The following is a 13,505-nucleotide window of genomic DNA, read 5'->3' on the forward strand; positions in this document are numbered from 1 at the left end:
TGTTAGCATTTATGTTGTGAATTCCTTTCAATTTTGAGTATCTTTAGGATATAACACAACCAGAGGTAAAATAATCTTTTCGCCAAGACCGTTGTGAATTGCTTTCAATTTTGAGTATCTTTAGGATATAACACAACTTTTGATTGACTGGTGTCAATGCGCCATAAGTTGTGAATTGCTTTCAATTTTGAGTATCTTTAGGATATAACACAACCAGAGGTAAAGTAGTCTTTTCGCCATGAGCGTTGTGAATTGCTTTCAATTTTGAGTATCTTTAGGATATAACACAACGTGCTTCGGGACTGTTGTATTCATTTTCCAGTTGTGAATTGCTTTCAATTTTGAGTATCTTTAGGATATAACACAACAACTGATCCTAGAGCTATAAGAGCTACCCCGTTGTGAATTGCTTTCAATTTTGAGTATCTTTAGGATATAACACAACTTCTATAGGTTTTATAATATACCATTTCCCGTTGTGAATTGCTTTCAATTTTGAGTATCTTTAGGATATAACACAACGCAATTGTAAATAAACTCTTGTCTCTTTTGGTTGTGAATTGCTTTCAATTTTGAGTATCTTTAGGATATAACACAACTAGGTTTGTATGTTTGTATTGTAGTTAATGGTTGTGAATTGCTTTCAATTTTGAGTATCTTTAGGATATAACACAACAGTTTATAGATACAGGGGTTGCTGTCTCAGGTTGTGAATTGCTTTCAATTTTGAGTATCTTTAGGATATAACACAACGTCAAATTCATATCTCTTTCTACCTTGTATGTTGTGAATTGCTTTCAATTTTGAGTATCTTTAGGATATAACACAACTTCCTGCAAAACTAACTTTTATAAGAGGCTGTTGTGAATTGCTTTCAATTTTGAGTATCTTTAGGATATAACACAACTGTAATAAAAATTAAAGACATTGGGTGAATGTTGTGAATTGCTTTCAATTTTGAGTATCTTTAGGATATAACACAACACAAGTCATGTGTTAACGACAAGCTACGTGGTTGTGAATTGCTTTCAATTTTGAGTATCTTTAGGATATAACACAACGTTATAAACCAATGTCGTATACTCTTCTTGGTTGTGAATTGCTTTCAATTTTGAGTATCTTTAGGATATAACACAACTTAAGGTGCTTATATCCCTGACCTGATAAGGTTGTGAATTGCTTTCAATTTTGAGTATCTTTAGGATATAACACAACTTCTTCAACCCACTGGTGAAACTCGAAACAGTTGTGAATTGCTTTCAATTTTGAGTATCTTTAGGATATAACACAACCCTGGCTAATGCAGATCTGACAGCTGCTGGGTTGTGAATTGCTTTCAATTTTGAGTATCTTTAGGATATAACACAACTGCGGATCTGGAAACAGCTAATTCCACTATGTTGTGAATTGCTTTCAATTTTGAGTATCTTTAGGATATAACACAACATTTGCAAATATTCTCCTATGTGGCAAGCAGTTGTGAATTGCTTTCAATTTTGAGTATCTTTAGGATATAACACAACATATCTACCCTTCCTTATACGGATAGTATGGTTGTGAATTGCTTTCAATTTTGAGTATCTTTAGGATATAACACAACTTTCTCTTGGGGCATCAAATACCTCCACCGTTGTGAATTGCTTTCAATTTTGAGTATCTTTAGGATATAACACAACGGACTGGAACTTTATGCTAAACGTAATAGCGTTGTGAATTGCTTTCAATTTTGAGTATCTTTAGGATATAACACAACAGAACTAAAGAAGTTATAGAGATAGCACTAGTTGTGAATTGCTTTCAATTTTGAGTATCTTTAGGATATAACACAACTCCTGCTCCTAATTGACCTCCTGCTCCGCTGTTGTGAATTGCTTTCAATTTTGAGTATCTTTAGGATATAACACAACTTTGAATATAGAGAGAATTATCATAGATGGGTTGTGAATTGCTTTCAATTTTGAGTATCTTTAGGATATAACACAACGCCTGACTTGTTAGAATATCCTAATATACTGTTGTGAATTGCTTTCAATTTTGAGTATCTTTAGGATATAACACAACAGCGGTTTCTTTGCCTACTGCCGTCACTTTGTTGTGAATTGCTTTCAATTTTGAGTATCTTTAGGATATAACACAACCAGATCGATGTCGAATGTGTCTCCCTTTAGGTTGTGAATTGCTTTCAATTTTGAGTATCTTTAGGATATAACACAACTTCGAACGCTTCGTTTTTTGACCTCCCTAAGTTGTGAATTGCTTTCAATTTTGAGTATCTTTAGGATATAACACAACATTACCAGGGATGACCTGACAACAGACAGTGTTGTGAATTGCTTTCAATTTTGAGTATCTTTAGGATATAACACAACTGCCGTGCAAAACGTGTGTACTCATTTGAGGTTGTGAATTGCTTTCAATTTTGAGTATCTTTAGGATATAACACAACCTCAAAATTTAATCCGTTGATAATCAACGGATTTTTTATTATTTTAGAAATTAAAATTCAGAATAATTCAAGTTGCTGAAAGGTTGGAAAGGGTTGTTCTTTATTTCTGGCAAAGAAAATTTCAATATCACCAAATTGTTTGTCAGTAATACACATGATTGCTACTTTACCTGCTTTTGGGAGCATTAGTTTTACCCTTTTGATGTGTACTTCTGCATTTTCACGACTGGGACAATGTCTTACATACATGGAAAACTGAAACAAAGTAAATCCATCATCCAATAAGTACTTACGAAATCTACTCGCATCTTTCATATTTGCCTTGGTTTCGGTTGGCAAATCTTACAATACTAAAACCCACATAATCCGGTAAGCATTAAACCTTTCGGTTTTCATATTAGTTCAGGATAAGCTATCAGACGTTTCTCACCTGTATAGCATTTATAAAGTGATGACACTGTTGTTTTTATTGCAACCAACAATGGTCTTTTCTTTCCATCAATCTTTACATCTTTAATAGCGATTTGAAGGATATGAGCTTTAAACTCCTTGGTTAGTTCTTCTGTGTCTTTATGTACTTCAAGCCATTGCATAACCAATAGGTCTAAAAATGGGCGATAAGGCTCCATGAGATCATCTGCAAGACAATAGGGATTGTATTTGTTTTTGTGAAAAATACCCAAAACGGGCAACAAACCAGTCTCTACAATAGCCCTTGCCACAATACTGCGCAAAACAGCATATCCGAAGTTAAAAAACTGATTGGGTGAATCCCCAAAACGCTGCCGGAGAAAGTTTGAACTGATAAGATATTTCCAATAGTGTTGCGCTGCAATGCCTTCCATATTGGTAATATCTCCACTTTTCACATTATCCTGATAATCCATCATGGGTTCGTAATAATTTCCTAATTGTTTTAGGACCTCCTTTTGGTTCTCAATTTTACATTCAACCGTTTGTTTCCAAAGCTGCTTTTTGAGAGGTTCACTGGCTTCCAACTGGTCTTTTACCCGATCTGAATGTTCAGTATGTCCATACAGTGGGAGCATCATCCCATGAGGTAAATGCTGTGCGTCACAACTGACCACTACGACATTGTTTCCCATCATTTTCTGAATAAGCTGATGTGAAATAGTAATCTGAAAATGATCCAACATCAACAACCCCAAATCTTCTACCGGAACTTTACCTTTTAGTCCTTTAGTTTCGGGACACAGAATATACATCTGCTCGTCTTTGAGTTTAAGATAAGCAGGGTTACCAATGTAGATGGAACGGGTGATCATAATTATTATTCTCCGATTTTGGTAATTTCTCCTAAATGATTCAATCTTACCTTTATTGGATTTAAAGAAAATAAAGAGCCCAAACTTCTAATATTATAAAACCTTTTACTTTCTTTAGCACCATCTGTTTTCTTTAAATCAGAATTTTTAGTTTCTAAATGATGCCTGAACCAATAATTATTTTCAGAAATACTCCATACTAAATACAAATGTTTGCTTAATAAAGATTTATCATTATTAGCTAATGCTTCATCAAATTCTTCCTGTGATAGTCCCAAAATAAACATTTCATTTTGCTGCATACTGAATTTAAGATTCAGTTCATCAGCGGGTAATTTATCCAAAAAAGATACTGGAAGTTCTTTGTTTAATAACTCATTCCAAACTTCTGATGAATCTCTGATAACAGCAGGAATATTGTATTTTTTTCTTTCTACAGCATGCCAAAATGTACAGCTATGCTGAATAAGCTTATAAGCTTTATCATCATAAATTGCAATATGATGATTGTTACCCGTAAGAACAAAACCTATAGCTCTTCCATCTTCATCTTTTTTAATAACCTGTAAATTATCCGCATCCGGACGAGCAAACAATCTAACGGTTATAATCGGAATTTGTTTTTCTTCATTAAACCAAAGGGTATCCTTAAAAGCTTCTTTTTCTTTATTTCCAAATTGAGCAAGTCTTTCTATTACTATTTTTTTTATTCTTTCATCAACAATATCATTGGCCTGACTTGCTTTTAGACTCTGTAATTTGTATTTCAATACCGTTGCATCATTGTAACAAGATGCTTTTTCTAAGATTTCGTTTTTTTCTTTATTCAAAAAGATTGGTTTCTTATTTAATGTTGACAGAGCCTTTTTAGAATTATTTTCATTTTCTGAAAGCCTTGTTTCAACAAGATTTTTAATTCTTGGATTTGCAATTTTATCCGAGTTTTCAAACAAATACTTCAAAGGTTTATCTTTTTCTATCCCTTTTATTTTTCCATAAACAGATTGTTCGTGCAAAGCCCCTCTCGGTACAATAACACCAGTATCTTTGTTCTTTCCTGTTGCTTTAAATTTTGTTATTGTTGCTACTTTTTTCCCTGCTTTAAAAGAAATTAAAATCTTGTCAGCTTCTTTCATTACTTCCTGTATACTAAAAGGCTTCTGCGTTTTAAGATATTTCTCTAAGAGTGTGGTCTTTTCATTAAATTCTATCTTAGCTTCTTCAACCTCTTTCATCATCAAATCTTTTGTCTCACTCGAATTCAAAGTATTTATCCGTTGAATAAAGCCTTGCTTTGTGCAGGCAATGACCAAAGCATCAATAGCATGATGACGATGGTCATCTCTTTTTGTCCAGTTTTCGATTTCATCTTTTTGATGTTTTCTTTTTCCATGTTCACTTGTCCATTCCTTGGTGATGGTTTGTCCTAACTTTTTGTATTTAGGCATCTGAAGATTCATCAAAACATCGTCCCACCCCCATAAATTACGAAGCCTAGCAGTAACACCACCTTCAGTTGTTGTTACATTATTACATATCTTTTGTAAAATCTCTCTTGATTTGCGGGAAATATATTGAGTGTCTCTCAATTGTCTGTCAATGAAATTTTCCCAAAGCTTTTTGTCGGTTTCTGTTTCTTTTCCAAGCTTTTTTCTTTCAAGATATTCTTTGTGTGAAACTTTCAATCTTTGCATTTTACTGTAAGAGATAATTCCTCTCTGAAACCAGTCATCTACACGCTCGGAGTATAGCCTGAACTGTTCATCGCCTTTTGTAGCAATGTAATCATATGCAGTTTGATTCGTTTTTGTTGAGTTACATTTTCGATGAACCAGCACTTTATTGGTCTGAGAGTCATCAAACAATAAAGCTTTTGGCACAATATGATCTACATCGTAAGCATCTCCACTCAAAGCCTCTGTTAAATTGAAAGTTTCACCACAATAAATACATTGATTATTGACTTTAGCTTCTTTCAGGTTTTTACTAAGCGATGGAAATATGAATTTGTATTTTTGAATATATCGTTTGGTTACAGGCAGTCCTAATTCTTCTAATCGTTTTCCAATCTCATCATTCAATTTTTTGTTTTTAGAATTTTGTAAATCAGTTTCGTTCCGCTCATCTTTACTTTGTTTGAGTTCGCGGGCAAGTTCAACTCTAATTTCAGAAGGCTTTCCATATTGCTCAAGAATCGCATTAATCACATTAATCATCTGGTTGAGAATTTTTTCAACAATAGGCTGTTTCAAACTGTTTTTAGGAAGAAGTTCTAATCTGTCTAAAGTGATTTGCCGCTCTCTTTCATCTCTTGTCAAAGAATTAGAGTGATTATAACCTGCCAAACTGCAAGATTGAGAATAATCATAACCCTCCATTAAAAAAGGAAGAATTTTCCTCATGGATTTATTTGATTTATTCCCGAAACCCTGCTTATTAAAATCAATACGAGACAGCTTTTCCGCAGTTACTTCATCAAAATCAAACCTTTTTATTAGAGCATTTTTACATTCATCCAAATCTTTAAGTGAATAAATGGTATGCCATAGTTGAAACAATGGTCCTTTCTCCAATGATGGATCAAGTTCAAGACCCGCCCTTTCTTCAAGAATCTCGCCTGTCTTCCTATCTACCAATAACGCAGTTTGATTTGTAGTCGTGATAAATACATCAAAATTTAAAAGTTTATTATCACCTAAAATACTATGAAGAGCTGAATACGTCTCATTTCCTTTAATGCCTTTCTGTATCTGCTTATTCACATATACATTTTCTTTTTTTAATTCTAAAATTTCAAGAAGTTTACTAAAGCTTAGACTTTCATTTTTGAATAAATAATCGGCTAAAATTTCCTTTTCTTTTAAATCCGGAATCTTTTCACCCCATTTATATTTGCTGCCTTCCGGATTTTTTATTTTTAAAGTGATTGTATTAACAACTTCCCAAATTCTGCAAAGCTGAAATAAAGGAGATGTTTTGGGTGCAACCTTAGGACCAACAAAAACCATTTTATCTTTGTTTTTTTCCTTATCAAAAACAGTTTTTTCAAAGCCTTCAAATTCACAAATACTAACTAATCCTTTTTGAGATTTCAGTTTTCTTTGAAAATAAATGATTTCATTTCTTAGTTGATTCACCACCTTATCTGTAAGGAAATCGTGCTTCTCTCGTTGAGTACTAATGATAGTATCAAATTCCTCTATATAAGCTTCTCTTGGATAAACTTCTTCTTTAATTCTGAAGTATGAATTATTGGCATTTGCATTGTACAATTCTTCATAAAAATACTGTCCTATAGTCTGTTTTCTATCTTTCAGCTGAGCATAACGACCTTTTACCGCCTGAACATAATCTGTATCCTTCTTATCGGCGTTAGCCTCGCTCCTGGCAGACTTATAACCTCTTTTCTGATTAAGCATATATAGAATACGTCCTAATTGTTCTGCAGAAATATTTTCATCTGGGTTAGCTGAATCACTTCTCAGCTTCCACAAATCAAGCATTGGAAGTTTTAACAATTCTTCTGTTGGAAAAATATTGTATTTATTCAGAATTTTCTTTAGATCATTTTTCTTTAACTGTTTCCTGTCATAACCCTTTCTCTGGGTACGACTTACTGTTCTGCTCTGGTTTTTCGTAATCGACAAACCTCTTTGAAATTCTTCCTTATCACTTGTTGATAAAGGAATTATCCTAGAACCCATAGCAATAATGCGGATAGGAATATTATTTTCATCAATTTCTATCAACGCCCAACCAATAGAATTTGTCCCTAAATCAAGCCCAAGTATATATTTCATAATTTATTCGCAATTTTAGTTTCTTAAATATATAAATAATAAAATACATCCTAATTACGGTTTTCCGTATTTCAAATAAAAAATATTTATTAACTTTGTCTTGAAAGCAATTCACAATAAGGATTATTCCGTTGTGCAAACATTCAAGGCGGGGCAACTCGCCTTCTTTTTTACCCTTTTTGCTGCTCTGGCTGCGAAATTCAACTATCTCCTTAGTTCCTTCCATTTTTTACGTTGTTATGCTATTTAAGTCAAAGGATTAACGTATTTTTGTACTTTAATTCTACAAGACAACAATTTCATAGTAATGATTCATTTCTTTGTGAACCAATCGAACACTGTTTATGCTGTTCAAACTCAAAAAGATTTATCAACCGAAGATATCTCTAAACTCAACTGGCTATTTGGCAACGCAACCAAAATTGAAAAAACCACTCTTGATGATTACTATGTAGGCCCTCGTGCTGCAATGATCACTCCGTGGAGTACCAATGCGGTGGAAATTACCCAAAATATGGCCGTTGAAGGAATTATTCGTATTGAAGAATTTCAGCCGGTGACAGCTGATTTCACTGACTTCGACCCGATGATCTCCCAAAAGTATAATGCGCTTACACAGGAAATGTACAGTATCAACATTACACCTGAGCCTATTATGGATGTGGATGATATTGCTGCTTACAACAAGCAGGAAGGTCTGGCTCTCAATCCGGAAGAAGTAGAATACCTGAACAACCTTTCGATAAAGCTGGGTCGTAAGCTGACAGATTCTGAGGTTTTTGCATTTTCGCAAGCCAACTCAGAGCACTGCCGTCATAAAATCTTTAACGGGACATTTGTAATCGATGGTGAAGCTAAACCGACTTCTTTATTCAAACTGATCAAAAAAACATCTGAAACACATCCTAATGATATCGTTTCAGCATATAAAGACAACGTGGCTTTTATAAAAGGTCCTGTTGTGACACAATTTGCACCACAGTCAGCGGATAAGCCTGATTATTACACTGAAAAGGAATTTGAATCTGTAATTTCATTAAAAGCAGAGACGCACAACTTCCCGACTACTGTAGAACCCTTCTCAGGTGCTGCTACAGGTTCAGGAGGCGAGATCCGTGACCGTCTGGCTGGCGGACAAGGTTCTTTACCACTGGCAGGAACAGCCATCTATATGACATCTTATTCCCGTCTCAACGAAGAGCGTCCATGGGAAAAAGCAATGCAGGAAAGAGATTGGCTGTACCAGACACCAATGGATATCCTGATCAAAGCATCCAACGGAGCTTCAGATTTCGGTAATAAATTTGGCCAGCCCCTTATTACAGGTTCTGTCCTGACTTTCGAGCATGAAGAAGAAGCCCGTAAGATCGGATATGACAAAGTGATTATGCAAGCCGGAGGTATAGGTTACGGCAAGCTGGATCAGGCAAAAAAACATAAGCCACAACCGGGAGATAAAGTAGTAATTCTGGGTGGTGAAAACTACCGTATCGGTATGGGAGGGGCTGCCGTATCTTCTGCAGATACCGGAGCTTTCGGATCAGGAATCGAACTGAATGCCATTCAGCGTTCTAATCCTGAAATGCAAAAACGCGCTTCCAACGCCATCCGCGGACTGGTAGAATCCGACCACAATCCAATCGTGTCGATCCATGATCACGGAGCAGGCGGACACTTAAACTGTCTTTCTGAATTGGTAGAAGAAACCGGTGGATTGATAGACCTGGACAAATTACCTGTCGGGGATCCTACCCTATCTGCAAAAGAAATCATTGGTAATGAATCTCAGGAACGTATGGGATTGGTTATTGGTGAAAAAGATATTGTTACTTTACAAAAGGTAGCTGACCGGGAGCGCTCACCGATGTATACTGTCGGAGATGTCACCGGTGATCACCGTTTTACTTTCGAATCCAAAACTTCGGGAGAAAAGCCAATGGATTTTGCACTGGAAGATTTCTTCGGGTCTTCTCCGAAAACCATTATGAACGACAGCACTGTTAACCGTACATATGCTGATCTGGACTATACAAAAAATGATATCCCTACTTATCTGAATCAGGTACTGCAACTGGAAGCGGTAGCTTCCAAAGACTGGCTGACAAATAAGGTAGACCGTTGTGTGGGAGGACGTGTTGCAAAACAACAATGTGCCGGCCCGCTACAATTGCCGCTGAACAATGTCGGTGTCATGGCGCTGGATTACAGATCCGCTGAAGGTATTGCCACCACTGTCGGTCATTCGCCGGTTGCAGCATTGGTAGATCCGGCAGCAGCTTCACGTACAGCAATTGCTGAAGCACTTTCTAACATCGTATTTGCTCCGATCAAAAACGGACTTTCTGGTATATCATTATCCGCCAACTGGATGTGGGCATGTAACAATGAAGGAGAAGATGCCCGTCTGTATGAAGCAGTACAGAGCTGTTCTGACTTTGCTATTGCCTTAGGCATCAATATTCCTACCGGAAAAGATTCCCTGTCCATGAAGCAAAAATATCCGAACGGAGATGTGATTGCTCCGGGAACTGTGATTATTTCTGCGGCAGGAAATTGTACAGATATCAATAAAGTCGTAGAACCAGTCCTGAATAAAAATGCAGATTCTGTTTACTATATCAATCTCTCAAAAGATACCTTCAAATTAGGGGGGTCTTCTTTTGCGCAGATTTTAAACAAAGTAGGTAAGGAAGTACCGACAATCACAGATGCTGATTATTTCAAAAAAGCATTCAATACAATTCAGGAGCTTATCAAAGCGGATCAGATCGCAGCAGGACATGATGTAGGTTCCGGAGGTTTGGTTACGACTTTACTTGAATTGTGTTTCGCAGATGTAAATCTTGCTGCAAACTATGATCTGTCCGGTTTACAGGAAACAGATACGGTAAAAGCTTTGTTTAATGAAAATATCGCTGTTGTCCTTCAGGCTAAGAACGATGCTGCATTTGAAAAAGCATGTTCGGAAAACGGAATTGAAGCGGTGAAGATCGGTGAAGTTGTCGAAGGTTCATCTGTAACATTCAAGAATAATGAAGATCTGTTTACGTTCAATGTTGCAGAGACAAGAGATACCTGGTATAAAACATCATTCCTGTTAGATTCGAAACAATCTAAGAACGGCATGGCTCAGGAACGTTATACCAACTACAAAAACCAGCCGTTGAAATATGTATTTCCGGCTCATTTTGATGGTAGAAAACCCACTATTGACAATACACGTCCGAAACCAAAAGCAGCAATATTGCGTGAAAAAGGTTCAAACTCTGAGCGTGAAATGGCAAATGCCATGTATCTTGCAGGCTTTGATGTAAAAGACGTGCATATGACCGATCTGATCTCCGGTCGTGAAACATTAGAGGACATTCAGTTTATCGGAGCAGTAGGTGGATTTTCTAATTCTGATGTTTTAGGTTCTGCTAAAGGTTGGGCAGGTGCATTTCTCTACAATGAGAAAGCGAAAAAAGCATTGACTGATTTCTTTGCCCGCCCGGATACTTTATCTGTAGGGATATGTAACGGATGTCAGTTGTTCATGGAACTGGAACTGATCAACCCTGATCATGATGTACATGGAAAAATGCATCACAATACTTCGCAGAAACATGAGTCTAACTTTGTATCTGTAAAAGTTCAGGATAATAATTCAGTGATGTTATCTACGCTTGCCGGATCAACTTTAGGCGTATGGATCTCACACGGAGAAGGTAAATTTAATCTACCTCAATCGGAAGAGCAATACCAGATCGTAGCGAAATATGCTTATGAGCAATATCCTGCGAATCCTAACGGTTCCGATTACAATACAGCTATGTTGTGTGACAAAACCGGTCGTCATCTGGTTACCATGCCACACATTGAACGTTCAGCGTTCCAGTGGAACTGGGCTTACTATCCGAATGATCGCAAAGATGAGGTATCTCCGTGGATTGAAGCCTTTGTCAATGCCCGCAAATGGATTGAAAATCAAAAATAGTCTTTCAGATATATATTGTAAAAATCTCCTCTTTAGCTTAAAGAGGAGATTTTTTTATTAAAACCTCTCCCTGACCTTTCCTTAGAAAGAAGAGGGAATTGTTTCATCTCAAATTCTATGTAATTTATTAAATGAAAAATCACCTATATTTATATTCATAAATCTTGACCAATAAAGATTATAAACCCTTGTCATATCAAACATTATGAAAACAAAAATCGGATTACTGATGGCCATAATGGCTCTCCTGATCAGCTGTCAGCAAAGTTCTGCTCCTTCCTTAGCCTTTCATAAGAAAGGTATGATTAAAGTGACCATATTCTATCCAAAAGGGGAAGGCACGACCTTTGACATGGATTATTATATCCACAAACATATGCCTTTAGTTCAGCGGGTGTATGGTGATGCATTAAAAGGTCTAACGATAGATAAAGGAATAGGAGGCGGATCTCCCGAAACAGCTGCGCCCTATATGGCCATGGGGCATCTGTACTTTGAAAATGTAGCAGCTTATGAAGAAGGATTAAAAAAGAACAGAGAGACCTTCGCAGCAGATTTTCCGAAATATACGAATGTTATGCCGGTCGTACAGATCAGTGAAGTGATTCAATAAAATGAAAGAGGCTGTCTTAAAAAGATCTCGCTTAATATAATCTCTTCAGACAGCCTCTTATATACCTCAGTTGATACAGGTAGCTATTATACCTGTTCCGGAGAATTTTCTTCTTGTTTCTCTGTTATTGTATTTTTCTCCTTACCCAATCTCATCAGCGAAGGCGTAAAGAAAGACAGTAATCCTACTCCTACCACAACCAGTCCGAGGATGATGAAGGTAAGATTCACGCCTATGGTATCTGCTACAAAACCTGTACTTAACAGTCCGACAACAGAAGGGATGACTACAATACTAAAGAACATCGAAAATACACGTCCCATCATAGCCGGATTTACCTCTTCCTGCAATACCGTCATAAAACTGGCATTGTATACAGAAGCCGCTAATCCACCAATTCCTGTAAGTACAACGAACAGTATAAATCCGGAGACAGGAAGCCAGCCGGATATCGCCAGACTAAGACCTAGCAGCATATGCATGGTATTAATAATAATGACTTTATGGATATTTGGCTTCCAGATACCCAACAATCCGCCACCGATCAGCATACCCACACCCCAGGCCATTTCAACTATACTCATTTCTATTTTGTCTCCGCCAAAATGATTGATGGTCATCAACGGAAAAAGTACAGCGACAGGCATAATACAAAAAGTAGCAATGACAGTATACAGGAACAGGTAAGAAAGTCCTCTGTTCTTACGTATTTCTTCCCATCCGAGTTTAATATCCTTCCACACCTGCTGTAGACTTGCTTTGGCTTTCTCTGCTATTTCCGGATTGGGAATATGCACAAAGAGTAAGGAGGTAATCGCCACGACTGCTCCGGCAATATCCAAAAGCAACACATTGCCGATCGACATAAATCCAATTGCCAGCGCTCCAAGAGCAGGTCCTGCAATACTCGAAACGGATTGTATAATCTGATTTATACCTGCTATCCGTAACAATTCAGATGGAGGTGCAAGCATAGGAATCGCGGCCTGCATAGCCGGCATATGGAATGCCGAACCTACTGAACGCAGAGCTAGCATAACATAGATTAACAACAGACTTTCATTGCCCATATAAAAACTAACGGACATGATCAGTGTACAGAATGCCACGAACCCATCTGCAAACATCATTGTTTTCTTTCGGTCCCAACGATCAATATATACACCTGCTATCGGACCGATAATAGCCTGCGGAAGCAGACCTGCAATAGCTGCATAAGCCAATACTTCAGCAGAACCTGTTTCCAGACTCAACCAGATAATTACAGCAAAGTTGACTGCCGTACTGCTTAACAGGGAGATAAACTGTCCCACCCATATAATAGAAAATTTCTTTTTCCAGGAATTTTGCATATAAAATAATTTTGAGAATACCTTAAAAGGCA

Annotated in this window: 6 protein-coding genes and 1 CRISPR repeat array (1 of these 7 only partly in view); of the genes, 2 read left to right on the forward strand and 4 right to left on the reverse strand. The window is 36.9% G+C overall.

Features of this window, described 5'->3' with window-relative positions:
* A CRISPR array of direct repeats spans positions 1-2,446; the repeat unit is 47 nt; unit sequence GTTGTGAATTGCTTTCAATTTTGAGTATCTTTAGGATATAACACAAC (it extends 680 nt beyond the left edge of the window).
* A 57-nt stretch (positions 2,447-2,503) separates the two neighbouring features.
* From cas2 to cas9, 3 genes are read right to left on the reverse strand one after another with little or no spacing between them, the layout of a single operon-like run.
* Positions 2,504-2,785 carry a CRISPR-associated endonuclease Cas2 gene (gene cas2 / locus B4B65_RS20085; RefSeq protein WP_293918286.1) on the reverse strand — a complete coding sequence of 94 codons (282 nt, stop codon included), beginning with the start codon at positions 2,783-2,785 and terminating at the stop codon, positions 2,504-2,506.
* A gap of 53 nt (positions 2,786-2,838) precedes the next feature.
* Positions 2,839-3,732, reverse strand: coding sequence for a type II CRISPR-associated endonuclease Cas1 (gene cas1, locus B4B65_RS20090; protein WP_293918288.1), 894 nt, complete (start codon positions 3,730-3,732; stop codon positions 2,839-2,841).
* 5 nt (positions 3,733-3,737) lie between these two features.
* The gene (cas9, locus tag B4B65_RS20095; RefSeq protein ID WP_293918290.1) at positions 3,738-7,532 is read right to left on the reverse strand and encodes a type II CRISPR RNA-guided endonuclease Cas9; all 3,795 of its coding nucleotides are present in this window, start codon (positions 7,530-7,532) and stop codon (positions 3,738-3,740) included.
* A 307-nt stretch (positions 7,533-7,839) separates the two neighbouring features.
* On the opposite strand from cas9, the gene purL reads away from it, so the two are divergent.
* Both purL and B4B65_RS20105 read left to right on the forward strand, forming a co-directional pair.
* The gene (gene purL, locus B4B65_RS20100) at positions 7,840-11,508 is read left to right on the forward strand and encodes a phosphoribosylformylglycinamidine synthase (RefSeq protein ID WP_293918292.1); all 3,669 of its coding nucleotides are present in this window, start codon (positions 7,840-7,842) and stop codon (positions 11,506-11,508) included.
* A gap of 205 nt (positions 11,509-11,713) precedes the next feature.
* Positions 11,714-12,121, forward strand: a complete 408-nt coding sequence (locus tag B4B65_RS20105; protein ID WP_293918294.1) for an EthD family reductase — start codon at positions 11,714-11,716, stop codon at positions 12,119-12,121.
* An 86-nt stretch (positions 12,122-12,207) separates the two neighbouring features.
* Here the strand turns inward: B4B65_RS20105 and B4B65_RS20110 are convergent, their stop codons facing one another.
* Positions 12,208-13,473 carry an MFS transporter gene (locus B4B65_RS20110; protein ID WP_293918296.1) on the reverse strand — a complete coding sequence of 422 codons (1,266 nt, stop codon included), beginning with the start codon at positions 13,471-13,473 and terminating at the stop codon, positions 12,208-12,210.
* Between the last annotated feature and the right edge of the window lie 32 nt (positions 13,474-13,505).

Source organism: Sphingobacterium sp. UBA5789 (assembly GCF_002418355.1).
Classification (GTDB): domain Bacteria; phylum Bacteroidota; class Bacteroidia; order Sphingobacteriales; family Sphingobacteriaceae; genus Sphingobacterium.